The sequence below is a fragment of the Demequina sp. NBRC 110054 genome (assembly GCF_002090115.1).
Classification (GTDB): domain Bacteria; phylum Actinomycetota; class Actinomycetes; order Actinomycetales; family Demequinaceae; genus Demequina.
Genome location: NZ_BBRK01000006.1, coordinates 159,769 through 181,340, shown reverse-complemented (window position 1 = coordinate 181,340; position 21,572 = coordinate 159,769). Strand labels below are relative to the sequence as shown.

At 69.9% G+C, this 21,572-nt stretch carries 22 protein-coding genes; 16 read left to right on the top strand and 6 right to left on the bottom strand.

Going from position 1 to position 21,572, the window contains the following annotated elements:
* Nucleotides 1–3 precede the first annotated feature (3 nt).
* The 16 genes from truB (at nt 4) to B7K23_RS13425 (ending at nt 17,638) form a co-directional block, all read left to right on the top strand.
* Nucleotides 4–936, top strand: coding sequence for a tRNA pseudouridine(55) synthase TruB (truB, locus tag B7K23_RS13500; protein ID WP_084127168.1), 933 nt, complete (start codon nt 4–6; stop codon nt 934–936).
* Complete coding sequence (locus B7K23_RS13495; RefSeq protein WP_307176157.1) at nt 933–1,925, top strand: bifunctional riboflavin kinase/FAD synthetase; 993 nt, start codon at nt 933–935, stop codon at nt 1,923–1,925. Before truB ends, B7K23_RS13495 begins: the two co-directional genes overlap by 4 nt.
* Nucleotides 1,926–2,046: 121 nt before the next feature.
* Nucleotides 2,047–2,811 carry an amino acid ABC transporter ATP-binding protein gene (locus tag B7K23_RS13490; RefSeq protein ID WP_084127166.1) on the top strand — a complete coding sequence of 255 codons (765 nt, stop codon included), beginning with the start codon at nt 2,047–2,049 and terminating at the stop codon, nt 2,809–2,811.
* A gap of 86 nt (nt 2,812–2,897) precedes the next feature.
* A complete protein-coding gene (locus B7K23_RS13485; RefSeq protein ID WP_084127164.1) occupies nt 2,898–3,761 on the top strand; it encodes a glutamate ABC transporter substrate-binding protein in 864 nt (287 codons plus the stop codon).
* 66 nt (nt 3,762–3,827) lie between these two features.
* Nucleotides 3,828–4,478 carry an amino acid ABC transporter permease gene (locus B7K23_RS13480; protein WP_084127162.1) on the top strand — a complete coding sequence of 217 codons (651 nt, stop codon included), beginning with the start codon at nt 3,828–3,830 and terminating at the stop codon, nt 4,476–4,478.
* Complete coding sequence (locus B7K23_RS13475; protein ID WP_084127161.1) at nt 4,475–5,530, top strand: amino acid ABC transporter permease; 1,056 nt, start codon at nt 4,475–4,477, stop codon at nt 5,528–5,530. Before B7K23_RS13480 ends, B7K23_RS13475 begins: the two co-directional genes overlap by 4 nt.
* 420 nt (nt 5,531–5,950) lie before the next feature.
* Nucleotides 5,951–6,220, top strand: a complete 270-nt coding sequence (rpsO, locus tag B7K23_RS13470; RefSeq protein WP_062203037.1) for a 30S ribosomal protein S15 — start codon at nt 5,951–5,953, stop codon at nt 6,218–6,220.
* Nucleotides 6,221–6,424: 204 nt separating this feature from the next.
* Complete coding sequence (locus B7K23_RS13465) at nt 6,425–8,626, top strand: polyribonucleotide nucleotidyltransferase (protein WP_084127159.1); 2,202 nt, start codon at nt 6,425–6,427, stop codon at nt 8,624–8,626.
* A gap of 73 nt (nt 8,627–8,699) precedes the next feature.
* Nucleotides 8,700–10,022 (top strand): pitrilysin family protein, encoded by a 1,323-nt coding sequence (locus tag B7K23_RS13460; protein ID WP_084127157.1) that lies wholly within the window; start codon nt 8,700–8,702, stop codon nt 10,020–10,022.
* A gap of 217 nt (nt 10,023–10,239) precedes the next feature.
* The gene (locus B7K23_RS13455; RefSeq protein ID WP_159451426.1) at nt 10,240–11,478 is read left to right on the top strand and encodes an efflux RND transporter periplasmic adaptor subunit; all 1,239 of its coding nucleotides are present in this window, start codon (nt 10,240–10,242) and stop codon (nt 11,476–11,478) included.
* 47 nt (nt 11,479–11,525) lie between these two features.
* Nucleotides 11,526–12,251, top strand: a complete 726-nt coding sequence (locus B7K23_RS13450; RefSeq protein ID WP_084127153.1) for an ABC transporter ATP-binding protein — start codon at nt 11,526–11,528, stop codon at nt 12,249–12,251.
* Nucleotides 12,248–13,483 carry an ABC transporter permease gene (locus tag B7K23_RS13445; RefSeq protein ID WP_234996546.1) on the top strand — a complete coding sequence of 412 codons (1,236 nt, stop codon included), beginning with the start codon at nt 12,248–12,250 and terminating at the stop codon, nt 13,481–13,483. Before B7K23_RS13450 ends, B7K23_RS13445 begins: the two co-directional genes overlap by 4 nt.
* A 32-nt stretch (nt 13,484–13,515) precedes the next feature.
* Nucleotides 13,516–14,409, top strand: a complete 894-nt coding sequence (locus B7K23_RS13440; RefSeq protein WP_084127152.1) for a hypothetical protein — start codon at nt 13,516–13,518, stop codon at nt 14,407–14,409.
* The gene (locus tag B7K23_RS13435; RefSeq protein ID WP_084127151.1) at nt 14,409–16,379 is read left to right on the top strand and encodes an efflux RND transporter periplasmic adaptor subunit; all 1,971 of its coding nucleotides are present in this window, start codon (nt 14,409–14,411) and stop codon (nt 16,377–16,379) included. Before B7K23_RS13440 ends, B7K23_RS13435 begins: the two co-directional genes overlap by 1 nt.
* Before the next feature lie 48 nt (nt 16,380–16,427).
* The gene (gene dapB / locus B7K23_RS13430; protein ID WP_084127150.1) at nt 16,428–17,171 is read left to right on the top strand and encodes a 4-hydroxy-tetrahydrodipicolinate reductase; all 744 of its coding nucleotides are present in this window, start codon (nt 16,428–16,430) and stop codon (nt 17,169–17,171) included.
* Between the two features lie 5 nt (nt 17,172–17,176).
* Complete coding sequence (locus B7K23_RS13425; protein WP_234996545.1) at nt 17,177–17,638, top strand: hypothetical protein; 462 nt, start codon at nt 17,177–17,179, stop codon at nt 17,636–17,638.
* A gap of 92 nt (nt 17,639–17,730) precedes the next feature.
* Here the strand turns inward: B7K23_RS13425 and B7K23_RS13420 are convergent, their stop codons facing one another.
* From B7K23_RS13420 to B7K23_RS13400, 6 genes are all read right to left on the bottom strand, one after another.
* Entirely contained in the window at nt 17,731–18,249 is a 519-nt protein-coding gene (locus B7K23_RS13420; RefSeq protein WP_084127147.1) for a GNAT family N-acetyltransferase, read from the bottom strand.
* A gap of 81 nt (nt 18,250–18,330) precedes the next feature.
* On the bottom strand, nt 18,331–18,654 hold the full coding sequence (locus tag B7K23_RS15550) for an AzlD domain-containing protein (RefSeq protein ID WP_200809845.1): 324 nt from the start codon (nt 18,652–18,654) through the stop codon (nt 18,331–18,333).
* Nucleotides 18,651–19,343 carry an AzlC family ABC transporter permease gene (locus B7K23_RS15545; RefSeq protein ID WP_143338297.1) on the bottom strand — a complete coding sequence of 231 codons (693 nt, stop codon included), beginning with the start codon at nt 19,341–19,343 and terminating at the stop codon, nt 18,651–18,653. Before B7K23_RS15545 ends, B7K23_RS15550 begins: the two co-directional genes overlap by 4 nt.
* Complete coding sequence (locus B7K23_RS13410) at nt 19,331–19,966, bottom strand: GNAT family N-acetyltransferase (RefSeq protein ID WP_084127145.1); 636 nt, start codon at nt 19,964–19,966, stop codon at nt 19,331–19,333. Before B7K23_RS13410 ends, B7K23_RS15545 begins: the two co-directional genes overlap by 13 nt.
* A 182-nt stretch (nt 19,967–20,148) precedes the next feature.
* Entirely contained in the window at nt 20,149–20,670 is a 522-nt protein-coding gene (locus B7K23_RS13405) for a dihydrofolate reductase (protein ID WP_084127143.1), read from the bottom strand.
* Between the two features lie 12 nt (nt 20,671–20,682).
* Nucleotides 20,683–21,486 (bottom strand): thymidylate synthase, encoded by an 804-nt coding sequence (locus tag B7K23_RS13400; protein WP_159451425.1) that lies wholly within the window; start codon nt 21,484–21,486, stop codon nt 20,683–20,685.
* Nucleotides 21,487–21,572: the final 86 nt, after the last annotated feature.

Genomic DNA, 21,572 nt, shown 5'->3' with positions numbered 1-21,572 from the left:
CGGATGGGTCGCCGGCCGAGCGTCGAGCCGACGCCGGGCCTGCTGCTCGTCGACAAGCCGCAGGGCTGGACGTCGCACGACGTGGTCGGCCGCGCCCGGCGCCTCGCGGGCACGCGCAAGGTCGGGCACGCCGGCACGCTCGATCCCATGGCCACGGGCCTACTCGTGCTCGGGATCGGGCGTGCGACCAAGCTGCTCACCTACATCACGGGCCACGACAAGGCGTACGAGGCGACGATCCGCCTCGGGCAGTCGACGGTCACGGACGATGCGGAGGGCGACGTCACGTCCTCCGCCGACGCGTCCGGGGTCACGGATAAGGAGATCGCCGCGGGCGTCGCCGCGCTCACGGGCGACATCATGCAGCGGCCCTCGTCCGTCAGCGCGATCAAAGTCGACGGCAAGCGGTCCTACGCGCGCGTGCGCGGGGGCGAGGACGTCGAGCTCCCCGAGCGTCCCGTCACGGTGAGCCGCTTCGAGGTGCTCGAGGCCCGCCGGCATGACGAAGTCGTGGACGTCGATGTCGTGGTCGATGTGTCCTCCGGGACATATGTGCGGGCGCTCGCCCGCGATCTTGGCGCCGCGCTCGGCGTCGGCGGCCACCTGACCGCGCTGCGCCGCACCCGCATCGGGCGGATCCCCCTGACCGAGGCGGCGACCCTTGACGAGCTCACCGCGAAGGTCGACGCGGGGGAGTCGCTGCCCCTGCTGCCGCTCGGGCCTGCGGCCGCGGCGACCCTTCCGCCAGTTCCCATCTCCGACGACGACGCGCGTGCGCTCGGCTACGGCCAGTGGATCGAGTCCGACGCCGGGTCGGAGGGCGAGCACCTCGCGCTGCTCGACGCGCGCGGCGACCTGATCGCGCTCGGAGAGCGGCGCGGCGGCAAGATCAAGCCCGTCGTCGTGATGAAGCCGGCGGGGGCTGCGGCAGAATGACCGACATGCACGTGTGGCGCTCACTCGACGAGGTTCCGTCGGACCTGGGTCCGACCGTGGTCACGATCGGCAACTTCGACGGCGTCCATCGCGGGCATCGCGCGGTGCTGTCGCGCATGGCCGCCGACGCGCGGTCACGGGGCCTGCGCGCCGTGGCGATCACCTTCGACCCGCATCCTCGCGCGGTGCACGACCCCGCCCACCCTCCCGTGCTGATCACGGGCATCGAGGACCGCCTCGAGCGCCTCGCGGAGACCGGGCTCGACGGCGTGCTGCTGGTCGACTACACGCTCGACTTCGCGATGCAGACCCCCGAGGAGTTCGTGCGCAACTACCTGGTCGACGGGCTCGGCGCGGCCGTGGTCGTGGTCGGCCGCGACACGAAGTTCGGTCGAGGCAACGCGGGCGACGTCGAGACGCTCAAGGAGCTCGGCGATGCGCTCGGCTTCGCGGTCGAGGTGCTGCCCGACGCGGGGGACACGGACGCGCGCGGGCGCCGCTGGTCGTCCACCTGGGTGCGTGAGCTCCTCGACGACGGCAAGGTCCGCGAGGCCGCCGAGGTGCTCGGCTGTCAGCATCGTCTCCGGGGCGTGATCGTGCACGGTGACAAGCGCGGGCGCACGATCGGTTTCCCGACCGCCAACCTCGACGTCTCCGCGGGCATGATCCCGCGCCACGGCGTCTACGCCGGCTGGCTCACGGTCCTGGACTCTGGCGGCAACGCTGCGTCGGAGTCGCTCGTGGGGGTCCGCATGCCGGCCGCGATCAGCGTCGGGCTCAACTACACCGTGGGCGGCGAGAGCCTGCGCGTCGAGGCGTTCGTGATCGATGCCGTCGACCTCGACCTGTACGACGCGGCGGTCGCGTTCGACCTGGTGGACTGGCGCCGGCCGATGCTGGACTTCGGCTCGCTCGAGGCTCTCACACGGGGCCTCGAGGAGGACGTCTCGTGGTCGCGCGAGGCGCTGGGGATCTCCACGCTGCGCTGACGCGACCTGACGGCTCGTGTCCCATTTGTGCACGAAGTGCCTGTTACCAGCACGTTAATGTTCGGTACCGTTTGGGTATAGAGATCCCTTTCGCGACGTATGTCTGTTTATGGTGCCGTGCATGGAACAACCACAGCCGTCGGCGGAGCATCGTCCCCTCGTGGTGCTCGACAAGGTCAACAAGCACTTCGGCGACCTGCACGTGCTCCAGGACATCGAGCTCACCGTCGGTGAGGGCGAGGTGGTCGTCGTCATCGGCCCCTCCGGCTCAGGCAAGTCGACGCTGTGCCGTGCGATCAACCGGCTCGAGACCATCGACGACGGCGCGATCACGCTCGACGGTCAGGCGCTGCCGGAGGAGGGGCGAGCCCTCGCGCGCCTGCGCGCCGACGTCGGAATGGTCTTCCAGTCGTTCAACCTCTTCGCACACAAGACGATCCTCGAGAACGTCACGCTCGGCCCCATCAAGGTGAAGAAGGTCTCCCGCAAGGAGGCGGAGAAGACCGCGATGGAGCTGCTCGAGCGCGTCGGCGTGGCCAGCCAGGCGCAGAAGTATCCGGCCCAGCTCTCGGGCGGTCAGCAGCAGCGCGTCGCCATCGCGCGGTCCCTCGCGATGAAGCCCAAGGTGATGCTCTTCGATGAGCCGACCTCTGCGCTCGATCCCGAGATGATCAACGAGGTGCTCGACGTGATGACGTCGCTCGCTCACGAGGGCATGACGATGATCGTCGTGACCCACGAGATGGGCTTCGCCCGCAAGGCGGCCAACCGCGTCGTGTTCATGGCGGACGGGTGCATCCAGGAGGAGGCCGAGCCGGAGGAGTTCTTCACGAACCCCCAGTCGGAGCGGGCCAAGGACTTCCTGTCCAAGATCCTCACGCACTGAGGACCGAGACAGGCGAGGCGCGCGCGGGGGTGCGCGCAGCAGGAGGCCCACACTCGGTCGGGCCGCACACACAGGGAGAGAGAACCATGAAGCTCACGAAGACGAGCACCTGGATCGCCGCAGGCGCGATCGGGCTGGTCGCATTGACGGCGTGCTCGAGCGGTGGCGACGACACCGCGGATGTCGCGGCGAGCGACTTCCCCGAGGGGTCGACCATGGCGGCGCTCGCGGAGGCGGGCACCATCACGATCGGCACGAAGTTCGACCAGCCTCTGTTCGGCCTGCTCGCACCGTCGGGTGACCCCGAGGGCTTCGACGTAGAGATCGGCAAGATCATCGCGGGCGAGCTCGGGATCTCCGAGGACGGCATCGAGTGGGTCGAGACCGTGTCGGCGAACCGCGAGCCCTTCATCCAGGACGGCTCGGTCGACATCGTCGTCGCGACGTACACGATCAACGATGAGCGCAAGGAGCTCGTGTCGTTCGCCGGACCTTATTACAACGCCGGCCAGGCGCTCATGACCCTGACCGAGACGGACGACATCGAGTCGCCCGACGATCTCGCGGGCAAGGTCGTCTGCTCGGTCACCGGCTCGACCCCCGCGCAGAACATCGCGGACAACTACCCCGACGCGGAGCTCGCGCTGTTCGACGCGTACACCGACTGCCTCGAGCCGCTGCGCAACGGCCAGGTCGACGTCGTCACCACCGACAACGTGATCCTCGCCGGCTATGTGGCGGACTCGGACGACGAGTTCAAGGTCGTCGGCGAGCCGTTCACCGAGGAGCCCTACGGCATCGGCCTCGCGCTTGAGGACGACGAGTTCCGCGACTGGATCAACGACGTGCTCGAGGAGATCTTCGAGGACGGCCGCTGGCTCGACGCGTGGAACGAGACCGCGGGCACGGTGCTGCCGGAGCCCGACGTCCCGACGGTCGACCGCTACTGATCGGCTGACACGACCCGGGTGCGGTCCCTCCTGAGGGAGGGACCGCACCCCTCGGCAGGGGAGACCATGGAGACCTTCATCAGCGAATTCGGCACCATCTGGGGCGGATTCCTCGCGACGCTCGCGCTCGCGGCCGCGTCCGCGGTGCTGTCCCTCGTCTGGGGCACGGTCCTCGCGACGATGCGGGTGTCGCCGGTGGGGCCGCTGCGAAGCTTCGGCACCGCCTATGTCGAGATCGTCCGCAACACGCCGCTGACGCTGCTGTTCTTCTTCTTCGTCTTCGTTGCGCCGTCGCTCGGTCTCCTGGTCGGGCTGGGCTTCCAGTGGTCGCTCGCGGCGCTCACGCTCTACACCAGCGCGTTCGTGTGCGAGGCGCTCCGGTCGGGCATCAACTCGGTGGGCGTCGGTCAGGCCGAGGCCGCTCGGAGCATCGGGCTGACCTTCGGACAGACCCTCACGCAGATCGTGCTTCCTCAAGCATGGCGAACCTCGATCCCGCCGCTGATCTCCGTGCTGATCGCCCTCACGAAGAACACCTCGGTCGGGGCCGGGTTCGCCTATGCCGAGCTCGTGACCGTCCAGCGCACGCTCATGACGGAGAACCCGGCCGATGCGCTGTTCGTCTTCTTCGGCATCGCGCTGATGTACCTCGTCATCACCATCCCGCTCGGCGTCACCGCCGGGCGCATCGAGAAGAGGGTGGCTTTCGCGCGATGAGCTCCTCGGTCCTGTACGACGTCCCCGGTCCGCGCGCGAGGCGCCTCGACCGGATCCTCAACGTCACCTTCTCGGTCGCCTTCGTGGCGATCGCCGCGTACGTCGTGTACGCGTTCGCCCAGCGCGGCGTGTTCGACGATCGGTGGAAGGTCCTGTGGGACCCGCCCAAGGGTCAGACCGCGGCCGACGTCTGGACATCGCTCGCTCAGGGTCTCGGCAACACGCTGCTGGCCGCCGCCATCGCGGCGCCGATCGCCGTCACGCTCGGCGCTTTCGTCGCGATCGTCCGCCGGGGCATCACACGCCGACTCGTGACGGGCTCCGCCACCGTGGTCACGGAGTTCGCTCGCGGCCTTCCCGTGCTGATGCTCATGCTGCTCGCGCGGCTCGCCTTCGGTTGGTCGCCCCTGTGGTCCGTGGTGTTCGGCCTCGTCGTCTACAACGCCGCGGTGGTCGCCGAGGTCCTGCGCGCGGGGCTCACCGCGCTTCCCAAGGGACAGCGCGAGGCCGGCCTCAGCATCGGGCTGTCCCCGATGCGGACCACGCTGCTGATCGAGCTCCCGCAGGCGGTGCGCATCATGCTGCCCGCGCTCGTGAGCCAGATCGTCGTGCTGCTCAAGGACACGGCGCTCGGATACATCGTGTCGTACCCGGAGCTGCTCAGGAAGATCAAGATCAACCGCGACTACTTCGGCGACGACTACGTGATCCCCCTCTTCGTCGTGGGCGCGACGCTCTACATCCTCATCAACCTCGCGATCTCGCGGCTCGCGACGTACGTCGAACGGCGTCTGCGGGAGCGGGGCAAGGGAGCCAACCCGCCCGAGATCGGTCCCGCGGGGCCGATCCCGCAGTCCGGCGTCGGCGGGCCGCCTCGGGCCGAGGGCGCCCGCGCGGGCGACCCGGTCTTCGGAGCCAACCGGCCCGTCGAGTCGCAGCCGATGCCTCAGCGCTACCCGGGGGAGTCGGACGAGGAGTTCCAGCGCCGCATCGGTCAGGCGAGCTCACAGCGCGCGAGCCTCAGGGCCAACGATCGCACAGGGGACGTGTAGGCCCGACGCCCCTGTGCCAAGCGCGCCGCCGTGGTGACCGCCGCATCGTCCTGGCTCCACGCGGGGCGACTGCGGCATCGTCCCTATGGCGACCGCCGCATCGTCCGTCCGAAAGCCAGCCGCGCACCATCCGCCGACAGTTCGCACCAATCCGAGCCCCGACACCCCGGCGACACGCCGCGTCGACCCGCGACACGCTCGCGTGTCGCGGCTGAGATTGGTTCAGACTGTCTGTGGCACGATGCCGTATGGCTCCGCGGGACGATGCGGGGCGCGCCGGGCGGTCGTGCCGTGGCCCTGCGGTTGGGGTCCGGGGGGTACCTGGGGTATGATCTTCTCTGCCGTAAAACGGCCGCGGTTCCCAGTGCCCCGGTGGACAAGCCCGGGTGCGCCGCGCAGCAACCTTGAGAAGGAGAGCCAATGCCGCTCGACACCGCCAAGAAGCAGTCCATCATGGCCGAGTACGCCACCAGCGAGGGCGACACCGGCTCGCCCGAGGTGCAGATCGCGCTGCTCAGCGCCCGCATCACGGACCTCACCGAGCACCTCAAGGAGCACAAGCACGACCACCACTCGCGTCGTGGCCTGCTGCTCCTCGTCGGTCGCCGTCGCAACCTGCTGAACTACCTGCAGAAGGTCGACATCGCGCGCTACCGCTCGCTCATCGAGCGTCTCGGCCTGCGCCGCTAAGACTTCCGCCCCGGGGCCTTCAAGCCCCGGGGCGATTTCTGTGTCACGCTAGTGACCGGCGGTTCGCCGCCACCCACACCACAACTCAACAACCGCGTCCGGTTGCCTGGTCCTCGGTAGTGGCCTCCTCACCTGCTCGGCAGGGGAGTGGGCCTCGATCGACGACCGACATTCGGACGCCCTTCACGAAACGGAGGGTGACCCATGGAGGGTCCCGAGATCCAGTTCGCCGAGGCCGTTATCGACAACGGCTCGTTCGGCAAGCGCGTGGTGCGCTTCGAGACCGGCCGCCTTGCTCAGCAGGCCGCCGGCTCCGTCGCCGCCTACCTGGACGGCGACACGATGCTGCTGTCCGCCACCACCGCGGGCAAGCACCCGCGCGACGGCTTCGACTTCTTCCCGCTGACCGTCGACGTCGAGGAGCGCTCGTACGCCGCGGGCAAGATCCCCGGCTCGTTCTTCCGCCGCGAGGGCCGTCCGTCGACGGACGCGATCCTCACGTGCCGCCTGATCGACCGCCCGCTGCGCCCGACCTTCGTGTCCGGCCTGCGCAACGAGGTCCAGGTCGTCATCACGGTCCTGTCCATCAACCCGGACGACGCGTACGACACGCTCGCGATCAACGCCTCCTCGGCGTCGACGCAGCTGTCCGGCCTGCCGTTCACCGGCCCGATCGCCGGTGTGCGCATCGCGCTGATCGACGGCCAGTGGGTCGCGTTCCCCAAGTACTCGCAGAAGGAGCGCGCGGTCTTCGACATGGTCGTGGCCGGCCGCATCGCTGGCGACGACGTCGCGATCATGATGGTCGAGGCCGAGGCCACCGACGACGCCTACAACCTCATCTCGGAGGGCGCCGCGGCGCCGACCGAGGAGGTCGTGGCCCAGGGCCTCGAGGCCGCCAAGCCGTTCCTCAAGGCGCTGTGCGAGGCTCAGATCGAGCTCGCCGAGAAGGCCGCCAAGGAGACCATCGAGTTCCCGCGCTTCCTGGACTACCAGGACGACGTGCTCGAGGCCGTCAAGGCGTTCGCCGGCGACAAGCTCGCCGAGGCGCTCACCATCGCCGACAAGCAGACCCGCGAGGCTCGCCTCGACGAGGTCAAGGCGGAGACGCTCGCGAACTTCGCCGAGACCTTCGAGGGCCGCGAGAAGGAGGTGTCGGCTGCGATCCGCTCCGTCACCAAGCAGTCGGTGCGCCAGCGCATCCTCAAGGACGGCGTCCGCATCGACGGCCGCGGCCTGCGCGACATCCGCCCGCTGTCGGCCGAGGTCGGCCCGATCCCGCGCGTCCACGGCTCCGCGATCTTCGAGCGCGGCGAGACCCAGATCATGGGTGTCACCACGCTGAACATGCTCAAGATGGAGCAGCAGATCGACTCGTACAACCCCGAGACGCGCAAGCGCTACATGCACCACTACAACTTCCCGCCCTTCTCCACGGGCGAGACCGGTCGTGTGGGCAGCCCGAAGCGCCGCGAGATCGGCCACGGCGCGCTCGCCGAGCGTGCGCTCGTGCCGGTGCTGCCGTCGCGTGAGGACTTCCCGTACGCGATCCGTCAGGTCTCCGAGGCGCTCGGCTCCAACGGCTCGACCTCGATGGGCTCGGTCTGCGCCTCGACGCTCGCCATGCTCAACGCCGGTGTGCCGCTGCGCGCCCCTGTCGCGGGCATCGCGATGGGCCTCGTGTCCGACACGGTGGACGGCGAGACCCGCTACGCGGCGCTCACCGACATCCTCGGCGCCGAGGACGCGTTCGGCGACATGGACTTCAAGGTGGCCGGAACCTCCGAGTTCGTCACCGCGATCCAGCTCGACACCAAGCTCGACGGCATCCCCGCCTCGGTGCTCGGCGGCGCGCTCACCCAGGCCAAGGAGGCCCGCCTCCACATCCTGGACGTGATGGCCCAGGCCATCTCGGAGCCCGACGAGATGAGCCCGTTCGCGCCGCGCATCATCACGGTGCGCGTGCCCGTCGACAAGATCGGCGAGGTCATCGGCCCCAAGGGCAAGATGATCAACCAGATCCAGGACGACACCGGCGCCGACATCTCGATCGAGGACGACGGCACCGTGTTCATCGGTGCGGTCGACGGCCCCTCGGCCGAGGCGGCGCGCGACGCGATCAACGCGATCGCGAACCCGCACATGCCTGAGGTGGGCGAGCGCTTCGTCGGCACCGTCGTCAAGACGGTCGCCTTCGGCGCCTTCGTCTCCCTCTCGCCGGGCAAGGACGGTCTGCTGCACATCTCGCAGATCCGCAAGCTGGTCGGCGGCAAGCGCGTGGAGAACGTCGAGGACGTCCTGAACGTCGGCCAGAAGATCCAGGTCGAGATCACCGAGATCGACCCGCGCGGCAAGCTGTCGCTCGGCGTCGTCGAGGAGGCCTCGGAGGAGGCTGCCGCGGAGTAATCCGCCGCATCACGCTCGCAAGAGGCGGTCCCGGGTTCACCGGGGCCGCCTCTTCGGCGTTAGGCTCGCTCCCATGCCTCACCTCCTGCCGCTGGTGGCCCCCTCCACAGTCGGAAGCTCGGTCACGATCGAGCAGGATCACGGAGCCGTGATCCGCCGGTCTGTCCTTCCCGGCGGGGTCCGGGTCTTCACCGAGACGATCCCCGGGATGCGCTCCGCGACCATCGGCGCGTGGTTCGGCGTCGGCTCGCGCGATGAGACCGACGAGCACGCGGGGTCGACCCACTTCCTCGAGCACCTGCTGTTCAAGGGCACCCGGCGCCGCAGCGCCCTCGACATCGCCGAGGCCTTCGACCGGGTCGGCGGCGAGTCGAACGCGCTCACGGGCAAGGAGTACACCTGCTACTACGCGCGGGTGATCGACGAGGACCTGCCGATGGCGATCGACGTGATCCTCGACATGGTCACCTCCGCGCGGCTCGATCGCGACGACTTCGACATGGAGCGCGGGGTGATCCTCGAGGAGCTCGCGATGAACGAGGACGACCCGGGTGACGTGATCCATGAGCGCTTCGCCGAGGCCGTGCTCGGAGGGCACCCGCTCGGTCGTCCCATCGGCGGCACCCCCGAGATCATCGAGTCGGTCTCCCGCGAAGCCGTGTGGGAGCACTACACGCAGCACTACGCGCCGAGCACCCTCATCGTCACCGCGGCCGGGGGAGTGGACCACGACGTCGTGTGCGCACAGGTCCAGCAGGCTCTCGAGGACGGCGGCTGGGACCTCACGGCGGCCGTGCCGCCCGTGAGCCGCCGCGACCCTCTCGCGCCGGTCACGTCCGTCCACACGCCCGAGATCGACGTCGTGCGCTCGGAGCTCGAGCAGTCGCACCTGCTGCTCGGAAGCCTTGGATTCCGCGCGAACGACGAGCGGCGCAACACCCTGGCCGTCTACAACGCGATCCTCGGCGGCGGCATGAGCTCGCGCCTGTTCCAGGAGATCCGCGAGAAGCGCGGCCTCACCTACACGGTGTACTCGTTCGGCGCCCCGAGCGCCGAGACGGGGCTGTTCGGCGTCTATGCCGCCTGCACGCCCGCGAAGGCCCCGGAGGTCGAGCGGCTCATGGGCGTCGAGCTCGAGCGCATGGCCGACGGGGTCACCGCCTCGGAGCTCGACCGGGCCAAGGGACAGATCGCCGGCTCGATGGTGCTGCGGCTCGAGGACTCGTACTCGCGCATGTCCCGCCTGGGCAAGGCGGAGCTCGCGTTCGGTGAGCTGTGGAGCATCGGGGAGATGCTCGATCAGGTGCATGCGGTGACCGCCGACGACGTGGTCGCGCTCGCTGCAGATATCGCGTCGCGCGAGCGGGCCGTCGTCCGCGTCGGTCCCGCCCGCTAGCCTTTCACGCCCGTCGGCCGGGCCTCGCGCCCGACCCTCCGTCTGCGGTGCGGCCACTCCCCGCAGCATCGTCCGTGACCCCTCGAACCGGTGCGTTCCGGACAGCTTTGGACGCTCGTCCCACATTCCTGGGAATCCTTGGCTGGCTCTGAGGAATCTCCCAGCAAGCGTCCCTAGGTTGTGACACGAAATGACGTCACGACCGACAGGACGGACCATGCCCAAGATTTCTCTCCGATGGAACCGCGCGCGCAAGTGGGTCATTCCCGCGGCCGCCCTCGTGGCAGGCGCCGGCGTCGGCGTCGGCGCCATGTACCTGTGGGGGCCCAGCAGCGCCGGCGACCAGGAGGCCTTCGCGATGGAGGGCATGGAGGACGCTGGCCAGCAGACCATGACGGTGAGCCTCCAGACGCTTGAGGAGTCGGTCGAGGCGTCCGGCACGCTCGCCGCGGTCTCCACCGACTCGCTGTCCTTCGACGCGTCGGGCGAGGTCACGGCCGTGTACTTCGAGGAGGGCGACTACGTCGAGGAGGGCGACGTGATCGCCGAGATCGACACGCTGTCTCTCACCGCGTCGCTGACCTCGGCCAAGGCCGAGCTCGCCCAGGCGAAGGCCACGCTGTCCAACCTCGAGGACGCCGACGACGGCTCCGACGCGAGCGAGGCCCAGATCGAGGCCGCAGAGTCGCAGGTCGCGGTGCTCAAGGCGTCGGTCGCCGATGCCAAGGAGGCCATGGACGACGCCGAGCTGGTCGCCGACATGGATGGCCTCCTCACCTCGCAGCCCTACGAGGTCGGCGACGTCGTCTCCGGCGGCTCGAGCTCGTCGAGCGGCGACTCGTCGACCATGACAGCGACGAGCACCTCGACGTCGAGCGACGGCGTGACGATCGTCGGTCAGGACGAGTGGACCGTGTCCGTGAGCCTCAGCGAGGACGAGGTCGCGCTGATCGAGGAGGGCGACCAGGTCACCTTCACCTCGGACGATGTGGACGAGGAGTTCTACGGGATCGTCACCGACATCGCGAACCTCCCGACGACGACCGGCGGTTCCGCCACGTACGCCGTCGAGCTCCAGGTGACCGACACCATCGAGGGCCTGTACGAGGGCACGTCGGTCACGGCCGACATCGCCTACCTCCGCCAGACCGACGTGCTCGCGATCCCGACGAACGCGATCACGACCACCGACGACGTCTCGACCGTCACCGTGGTCGACGACGAGGGCAACGAGGAGACCCGCGAGGTCACCCTCGGCGACGCCATCGACAGCTACACGATCATCACCGACGGTCTCGAGGAGGGCGAGTCGATCGTCGTCACGACGACGGCGTCCTCGGATGGCACCGACTCGGACAGCACCGACGACTTCAGCGACATGATGGGCGGCTTCAGCGGCGAGATGCCGAGCGGCGACATGGGCGGAGCCCCGGCCGGCGGGATGCCGGGCCAGTAGGTCCCGGCCGGACCCCTCGACCAGATCGACTCAGACAAGGATCTCCCATGACCGTCACTCACGTTGAGCGGCTCGACGACACCGCCCCGGTGATCGAGCTCAACGCCGCTCGCAAGACCTACCACACGGGCGACATCGAGTTCGAAGCCCTGCGCGGCATCGACTGCCGGATCTTCCCCGGCGAGTACGTCGCCATCGTCGGGCCGTCGGGCTCCGGCAAGTCGACCCTCATGAACATCCTGGGCTGTCTCGACGTGCTGACCACGGGGCAGTACATCCTCGCGGGCGAGGACGTCTCGCAGATGGACGAGAACGCGCTCGCCTCGGCCCGCAACCGGCGCATCGGCTTCGTGTTCCAGCAGTTCCACCTGTTGTCGAGCCTCACTGCGCTCGGCAACGTCGAGCTGCCGCTCGTGTACGCGGGAATCGCTCCCGCCGAGCGCAAGGAGCGGGCGATGGCAGCGCTCGAGCGCGTCGGCCTCGGCGATCGCTACCGCAACCACCCGGGCCAGCTCTCGGGAGGCCAGCAGCAGCGAGTCGCGATCGCTCGCGCGCTCGTGACCGAGCCCGCGATCGTGCTTGCGGACGAGCCCACCGGAAACCTGGACTCACGGTCCACCGAGGACGTCCTCGGCATGCTCGACGATCTGCACTCGGAGGGCAGCACGATCGTGCTGATCACCCACGAGGGCGACGTCGCGCGTCGTGCGGGGACCGTCTACAACGTGACCGACGGCCAGTTCGTCGGCGCCGGAACGGAGATCGCCAAGTGAGGCCCGCAGACCTTCTCAAGAGCTCCGTGAGCGCGATCCGCGCCCACAAGATGCGCTCCGCGCTGACGATGCTCGGCATCGTCGTAGGCATCGCCTCCGTGGTCCTCACCGTCGGCCTCGGCCTCGGCACGCAGAAGGACGTCAGCGAGGAGATCTCCGCGCTCGGCTCCGACCTGCTCATCGTGTCTCCCGGGTCGTCTACCGACGAGGACGGCATGCAGGGCGGCTTCGGCACGGGCGACACCCTGACGCTCACCGACGCCGACGCCCTCGCGTCGATCATCGCGGTGCCCGACGCCGCGGCGGTCGCCGCCGAGAAGACGTCGAGCCTGTCGCTCGAGTACGGCGAGAGCAACTGGACCACCGACGTCACCGGAACGACGACGAGCTGGACCGAGGTGCGGTCGCGCGAGCTCCTCTACGGAAGCTTCTTCACCGAGGACGAGGAGACCTCCGGGGCGAGCGTCATCGTGCTCGGCACCGAGACTGCGGAGGAGCTGTTCGGCAGCACGAACGTCGTCGGCCAGGAGGTGACGATCGACGGCGAGGCCTTCGAGGTCATCGGCGTCCTCGCCGAGGCGGGCTCGTCCGGTGACACGTCGCTCGACGACATGGCCGTGGTGCCGATGACGACGATGTTCGAGTCGCTCGTCGAGGACACCTCGTCGACCGAGTCCGTCGACACGATCTACATCAAGGCGAACGACTCCGACTCCCTCAGCGCCGCGGCCCAGGAGGCCGAGTCCCTGCTGCTGAACCTCCACGGCATCAGCAGCGCGGACGACGCCGACTTCTCGATCGACGCCCAGGACTCGCTGATCTCGACCGCGACAGCGGTCTACGAGAAGCTCACGATCCTGCTGACCGGCATCGCGGCCCTCGCGCTCCTTGTCGGCGGCATCGGGGTCATGAACATCATGCTCGTGTCGGTGACCGAACGCACCAAGGAGATCGGTCTGCGGAAGGCGCTCGGCGCCGCGCCCGCGAACATCCGCAACCAGTTCCTGATCGAGGCGATGATCCTCGGCCTGGCCGGTGGCGCGATCGGTGCGCTCCTCGGCGTCGGACTGGCGCTGGGACTGCCGAGCGTCCTCGGCTCGACGATCGTCATCTCCGGCCTCGCGCTGGTGGTGTCCATCATCGTCGCCGTCGGGATCGGCGCGATCTTCGGCGTGTACCCCGCGGCGCGCGCCGCCAAGCTGGCGCCGATCGACGCCCTGCGAGACCAGTGAACCTCCCCGTGAGAGAACAGGAACGACTGACGATGAAGACCCGTACCCTGACCGCCGTAGTGGCGTTCGGCTGCACCGCGGCGCTGCTTGCAGGCTGCTCCTCGAGCGACGCCGACACCACCGACTCGGCCGCGGCCGAGGCCTCGGCCAGCGCCGAGCCCGCCGCGGGTGACGCCGCGGACATGGAGATGCCCGAGGCCTCCGGCCTCACGGGCGAGATCTCGTACGTCTCCGACGACACCGCTCAGGTGCAGGACGACTCCTCGCAGACCGCGGTGACATGGACCGACGACACCACGATCACCGCGGAGGTCGAGGTCGCGCTCGAGGACATCGAGACCGGCGCATGCGTCGTGGTCACGCTGGCCGACGACGAGACGACCGCGAGCACGGTCTCCGTGACCGAGGCCGACGACGACGGCAGCTGCGCGACCGGATTCGGCGGCGGCATGGGTGGGGGCGCGGACATGGGCGACGGTGAGATGCCGACGGACATGCCCACCGACATGGCGGAGGGCGAGATGCCCGACGACGCCGAGATGCCGACGGACATGCCCACCGACATGGCTCAGGGTGAGATGCCCGATGGCGGAGACTTCGACACGTCGTCGATCGTCACAGGCACGGTTACCGCGGTCGGCGATGACTCCCTGACCATCGAGGACGCCGACGGCGATGAGACGACGGTCGACATCGACTCGGACTCCGCGCTGACGGGCACTGAGGAGGCCGACGCCGACGCGATCGAGGTCGGCATGTGCATGACGGCCACCGGCGAGTCGGACTCGTCCGGCGGCTACGCGGCGACCTCCATCTCCGTGTTCAGCGCCGGCGACGACGGCTGCGTCACCACGAGTGGGTTCGGCGGCGGCATGGGCGGCCAGATGCCTGGCGGCGACGGCGCGATCGACGAGAGCGGGGAGTGATGACGCAGGCAATGGACTTCGCGCGGCGCTGGAAGTGGCGTCTGGCGGTCGTGCCCGTCGCGGTCGGCGGCCTCGTGGCTGGAACGCTGCTGACCGGCGCCTCGTCGTCGTCGGCGACGTACCGCACGGCCGCCGTCGAGACCGGCGACGTCACGCAGACACTGTCGGCCACCGGCTCGATCGAGTCGGCGAGCCAGTACGACGAGGCTTTCCAGGTCTCCGGCACGGTCGACACCGTCGAGGTCGAGGAGGGTGACACGGTCGAGGCCGGCGATCTCCTCGCGACGCTCGACACCGAGGACCTCGAGGACGCCGTGGCCGAGGCCAAGGAGGCGCTCGCGGACGCCAAGGAGGCGCTCGCGAACGACCTCGAGGCGCAGAGCGACTCGTCGAGCAGCTCGAGCTCGACGTCTGCCGCGTCCTACTCGACCGACTCCGACGACGACGCGTCGACCACCGTCACCACTGTGGCCTACACGACCGCGGTCGAGACGACGGTCAGCGCGGCCGCGACGATCGTGACGGCGGACACGACCACGGCCGGCGACACGACGAGTGACGAGGACGACGCCGTGACGGCCGCCCGCGAGGCACTCGTGGCGGCGCAGGACCTGCTGCTCGAGCAGTACGACTACACGCAGGGCCTGCTCGAGAACGCCGAGGACCTGTCCGAGACCGCGACTGCGGCGTGCGCGACGTTCACCGAGGTGAGCTCCGACCCGGACGCCACCACCGAGGAGATCGCCGCGGCGCTCGAGTCATGCCAGGACGCGACGACGAACGCGCTCGCTGCGTCGAACGACGCGTACGACGCTCAGACCGTGCTCATGGAGTATGCGACCGCCGTCGACGAGGCAGTGGCCACGCTTCAGGAGGCCATCGAGGCCGCCGCCGCAGCGGACGACTCGGCTGATGACTCCTCGTCGGACGACTCGAGCGACGATTCAGGGGCCAGCGACGACGCGTCCGGATCGGACGACTCGGCGATGCCGGGCGATGACTCGGCGTCCGCCGACGACTCGGCGATGGCGGGTGACGACTCCATGGCTGGAGACGACTCGGCGATGACCGGCGACGATGCCATGACCGGCGACGACTCGGCGATGGCGGGCAGCGACTCGGCGATGACCGACGGCTCCTCGTCGGACACGATGACCGGCGGCTCCACCACCGAAGAGGAGGACGACGTGCCGAGCGCGGCGGACATCCTCGCCGACAAGGCGGACATCACCGCGGCGAAGGCCGAGCTCGAGGTCGCCAAGCAGCAGCTCGAGTACGCGGAGCTCACCGCTCCGGTCGCGGGCGAGGTCATCTCCGTGGAGATGGCCGAGGGCGACTCGGTCAGCGCGAACGACACCTCCGCGGTCATCACGATCGTCGCGGACAACACCTACCTCGTCGAGCTGTCGGTGAGCCTCACCGAGGCGCAGCTGCTCGAGGTCGGCCAGGACGCCGAGCTCACGCTCACCGCGAGCGGCGACGTGGTCGAAGGCACCGTGTCGAGCGTGTCGAACGTCAACTCCGGCAACAGCTACTCGCAGTCCTACGCCGTCACGATCGCGGTGCCCGACCCGGGCTTCGACATCAGGATCGGCGCGGCGACCCGCATGGAGATCACCGTGGCCGGCTCGACGGGTGTGCTCGTCGTGCCGACCTCCGCGATCAGCGATGCCGCGGGCGACGCGACCGTGCTCGTCCTCGGGGACGACGGCGAGGCGGTCGAGACCGAGATCGAGACCGGCGCGATCGGCTCCGAGTACACCGAGGTCACCTCGGGGCTCGAGGAGGGCGACGTCGTCGTGCTCGCGGACCTGACGGCCGACATGTCCTCGGACGACGAGAGCGATGCCTCTGACAGCAGCGGACTCCTCTCCGGACTGAGCGACGACTCGTCGGACGACAGCAGCGGCAGCATGCAGATGCCGTCCGGAGGCTTCGGCGGCGGACAGATGCCGCAGATGGGCGGCTGACACGCCCCGCATGACCCTGACGCCTGAGGCGCCCGGTACGCTCGACGCATGATCTCCGTCGCTGTGCTGGGCGCCTCAGGGCGTATGGGAACCACCGTTGTCCGAGCCATCGAGGGGGCGGAGGACATGAGTGTGGCCGCTGCGCTCGACGCGGGGGACGACGTGGTGGAGGCCGCCCGCGCTGGTGCCTCGGTGGTCGTCGACTTCACGGTGCCGTCCGCGACCGAGGCCAACGTGCACGCAGCGATCGACGCGGGGCTGCACGCGGTCGTCGGGACGACGGGGTGGACTGGCGACGCGCTCGCCCGCGTGGACGAGCACCTCAAGGAGCGGCCCGAGCTCGGCGTGCTGATCGCGCCGAACTTCGCGCTCGGCGCGGTGCTCGCGATGAAGCTGTCCGCGATCGCGGCCCCGTACTTCGAGTCGGTCGAGATCGTCGAGCTGCACCACCCCGACAAGGTTGATGCGCCCTCCGGCACGGCGCGTCACACCGCGGCGGGCATCGCCGCGGCGCGTGCGGCCGCGGGAGTCGGGGTCTCGCCCGATGCCACGACGGAGGACCCCGACGGTGCGCGCGGCGCGATCGTCGACGGCGTGCATGTCCACGCGGTGCGCCTGCGGGGCCTCGTCGCTCACGAGGAGGTCCTCATGGGCAATCCGGGGGAGCAGTTCATGATCCGCACCGACAGCTTCGACCGCGTGAGCTTCATGCCCGGTGTGCTGCTCGGCGTGCGCGAGGTCGCGAATCACACCGGCCTTACGGTCGGCCTGGACGGGTACTTGAGCCTATGAGGCTGATGCGTCGACCCGCCTTCCTCGGCGCCGTCGCGATGACGGCACTCGTCGCCATGTACTCGATCTACGTGGGCCAGCAGGCGATCGCGTTCCTCGAGTCGGGCAATCCGATCGGCGTCGCGATCGGTGTCGCGCTGCTCGTCCTGCCCGTGCTCGCGGTCTGGTGGCTCGCGATGGAGTGGCGGCTCGGTGTCGCGGTGCAGCGGATGTCCACGCGCCTCGAGAGCCAGGGAAGGCTTCCTGTCGACGACCTCGAGCGCATGCCCTCCGGTCGCGTCGCGCCCGAGAGCGCGGAGGCCGCCTTCGAGGTGGCGCGCCGGGTCGTGGACGACAACCCCGAGGACTGGGCGTCGTGGTTCCACGTCGGGTATGCGTATGAGGCGAGCGGCGACAAGCGGATGGCGCGCCGCGCGCTCGGGCACGCGGCCTCGCTGTACCGCGCCGAGCGCCGCCGCCAGGGCTGAGTCCGCGGCCCCGCCAGGGCAGGGCACCGGGACGATGCGCCGCCCGGCCAGGCATCGCCACTAGACGATGCGGGGTGTCGGTTCGGGGAGCCTCAGGACTCGGGGGTGAGGTCCGTGTGCCAGAGCTGCTCGGGGATCGTGATTCCCGGCCCGTCGAGCTCGCGGCGCATGCCCGCCTGAGCGAAGCCCGCGGTCTCGAGGAACTCCGAGCGCACCGGGTCCCGCTCGAGGGCCCACAGCCGCATCGTCTCCGCGCCATGCGACCGCATGTGCTCCGCCGCGGCCGCGAGCAGGCGCGAGCCGTGGCCCTGGCGACGCTTGCCGGGGTCCACCTCGAGCGCGATGAGGTCCTTCGGCGGCGCGCACGCCACGAAGCCCGCGACCTCGCCGTCGTCGCCGAGAGCGACGAGCACCTGGTGGCCCTTCGACGGCGGCTGCGCGATCGCGTCGCGCCAGCCGGCCTCGACGGCCTCGACGTCGAACGCGCTGTGGCGACGCGGCCCGAGGCGCGAGCCGAGTGCGGAGATCCAGGAGTCCACCTGGATGCTGGCGATCGCGGACTCGTCGCCGGGACGGGCGGGGCGGACGGTGTCGGCCGGAGAAGCGCTCATACGCCGAGCCTAGGGCCTGGGGGGACCATGGGGCGAGGCCCTGCCCCGAAGCGGCGCGCCGCGCGCGGCTAGGGTGGCCCGTCAGCCCCAGCCGAGCGCGCGCAGTCCTGCCGCGACGGCCGCCGCCGACGCGACGACGACGAGGAACGGAGCCTTGCGCCACAGCAGGACGGCCGCCACGACGATCGCTGCGACCCGCGCGTCGAGCACCAGCCGGGCATCGGTCGTGAAAGTCTGCACGGCCGCGAGCGAGATCAGCAGCGCGACCGTCACGAAGGCCGCGATCCGATGCACGCGCGGGTTCTCGACGACGCGCTCGGGCACCGTGTGGCCCGCGAGCTTCGTGAGCCACGCAAGCAGCCCGGCCGCGACGATCGCGACCCACGTCCACGCGTACGGAGTCACTCGGGCACCTTCTCTCCGGAGTGCGGCGCCCAGCCCGCGACGACGCCGACGAGTGCGGCGACGAGGATGGGAACTCCCGCGGGAAGGAGCGGCGTGAGCGCGAGGGCGACCACCGCTGAGACGCCCGCGACCGCTTGGGCGCGCCGGGAGGCGAGGCGCGGCCACACGAGGCCCAGGAAGGCCGCGCCTGCGGCCGCGTCGAGGCCCCAGTCGCCGGGGTCGCCGATCCGCTGGCCGAGCAGGGCACCGAGCACGGTGATCGCGTTCCACAGCATGAAGACGCCCACGCCGGTCCACCAGAAGCCGGCGCGGCGCGCGGGGACGTCGTCGTGCGGCTGCGCGAGGGCGACAGCGGTCGACTCGTCGATGGTGATGTGCGCGCCCCACGCGAGCCGCCGGCCGCGCAGCGGGCGCAGCACCTCGGCGAGAGCGACCCCGTAGAAGCCGTTGCGGACGCCGAGGAACGTGGAGGTCGCGACGGCGGCCGCCGAGGAGCCACCAGCGCCGAGGACCCCGACGAACGCGAACTGCGAGCCGCCCGAGAACACGAGCAGCGACAGTGCGGCGGTCTGCCACAGGTCGAGTCCCGCGGCGACGGACAGCGCCCCGAAGCTGAGCCCGTAGGCGCCCGTCGCGATCGACACCGACACGGCCTGCTGGCGTGCCGGGTCGAGCGTCAGGCGGGCCACGGGATCGGCTCGCCGTCGGCGTCGTACACCGTCGGGCGCGGCGTCGAGGCGAGCGGCTCGTTGGCCAGCGCTTCTGTGGTGGCGTGCCACTCGACGGGCACCACGCTGTCGCCCCCGTCGGTGCAGGTGGGGGAGCCGCAGCTCGGCTGGCGGGCATAGCCGAGGCGCTGAGGGATCGCGGCGCTGCGCGAGTTCGTAGGGGCATGGACGATGCCGACGAACGGCACGCGGAGGAGCTCGAGCGCGACCCGGGTGAGCGCGGCGGCGGCCTCGGTCACGAGGCCCTCGCCCTCGCGCTCCGCGTCGATCCAGTAGCCGATCTCGACATGGTCGACGGGCTCGGACCTCACGTGCAGGCCCGTGCCGCCGATCAGCTCGCCGCCGTCTCGCGTGAACATCCCGAGCGTGTGGTCGCGGCCCGCGTCGAAGTCCGCCGTGCTCGTGGCGATGTACTGGCGTCGCTGCGCGACGGTCTGTGGCTCCTCGCGGGTCCACGGCAGGTACCGCACGAGGTGCTCCCTGTTCCTCGCCGCGACCGTGGCGAGCGCCTCCGCGTCCTCCGGGGTGTACCGACAGAGCACGAGGCGCTCGGTCTCGATGCGCGAGGGGACGGTCCAGGTCATGGGCTCATCCTGGCATCCGATTCCAGGGCCGGGGGCAGGTGACTGGCGTCAGCCCGGGGCGGTGGCAGCTGAGCCGCGTTCAGAGGAATGCAGGAGCCTGGGAGGGAGGCACCGCAGCACTCAGGGGAATGTGGGGCGATGGCAGTGGGGTCGGGGGGACGCGCGGCGCGGTGAAGGCGAGCTCAGGCGCGGTGGTAGGTGACGAAGCGGTACTCGGGGCCGTCCTCGTCGCGCTGCGTCTCCGAGGTCGCGACGACCTTCCAGTCGGCCTCGGGGATCGCGGGCGCGAAGGTGTCGCCCTCGACCTCGAGGTCGATCTCCGTGACCTCGAGCGTGTCCGCGACGGCCAGCGCCTCCGTGAAGAGCCGCGCGCCGCCCATGATCCAGATGTCGGTTCCAGGGTCCTCGTCCTCCGCGAGCTCGAGGGCCGCGGGCAGGGACGAGGCGGAGGCCGCGCCCTTGGGCGCCTCGTGCGTCGTCACGACGATGTTGAAGCGGTCCTTGAGCGGCCGGAACCGCGGCGGGAGCGACTCCCACGTGTGCCGGCCCATCACGACGGCGTCGTTGTGCGTGAGCGACTGGAAGTGCTTGAGGTCGCCGGGCAGGTGCCAGGGCATCCCACCGTTGAGGCCGATCACCGGCCGTCCGTACGAGTCGCGGGCCTGGGCCCAGATCGCGTGGATGGCCGCACGGTCCTCTGACATGTGTTCCTCCTGCTAGACGGCGACGGGCGCCTTGATCCCCGGGTGGTGCTGATAGTTCTCGATGACCACGTCGTCGATGTCGTAGTCGAAGAGGCTGTCCCGCGGCGCGAGGCGCAGCGTCGGGTAGGGGTAGGGATCGCGGCTGAGCTGCAGCTCGACCTGCTCCATGTGGTTCGAGTAGATATGGCAGTCGCCGCCGGTCCACACGAAGTCGCCGACCTCGAGCCCCGTCTGCGCGGCGATCATGTGGGTGAGCAGCGCGTAGGACGCGATGTTGAAGGGCACTCCGAGGAACAGGTCGGCGCTGCGCTGGTACAGCTGGCACGAGAGCCTGCCGTCGGCGACGTAGAACTGGAACATCGCGTGGCACGGCGCGAGCGCCATGTCCGGGATGTCGGCGGGGTTCCACGCGGACACCATGAGCCGGCGCGAGTCCGGGTTGGAGCGGATCTGCTCGACGACCTCGGAGATCTGGTCGATGTGGCGGCCGTCCGGCGAAGGCCACGAGCGCCACTGATGGCCGTACACGGGACCGAGCTCGCCGTCCTCGTCCGCCCACTCGTCCCAGATCGAGATGCCTCGGTCCTGGAGCCAGCGGACATTGGTGTCGCCGCGCAGGAACCACAGCAGCTCGCCCACGATGGACCGCGTGTGGACCCGCTTGGTCGTGATGAGGGGGAATCCCTCGCTCAGATCGAAGCGCAGCTGACGGCCGAACACCGACACCGTCCCCGTGCCCGTGCGGTCGCCCTTGGGCGTCCCCGTGGCCAGCACGTCGCGAAGCAGGTCCTCGTAGGGCGTGGGAATCTCGGTCACGGGGTCAGCGTACGGCCTGGGAGCGGTCACGGGCGGGCGACGGAGTGTGTCGCAGTCAGAACTGCGCCAGCGACCTGCCGATGCGC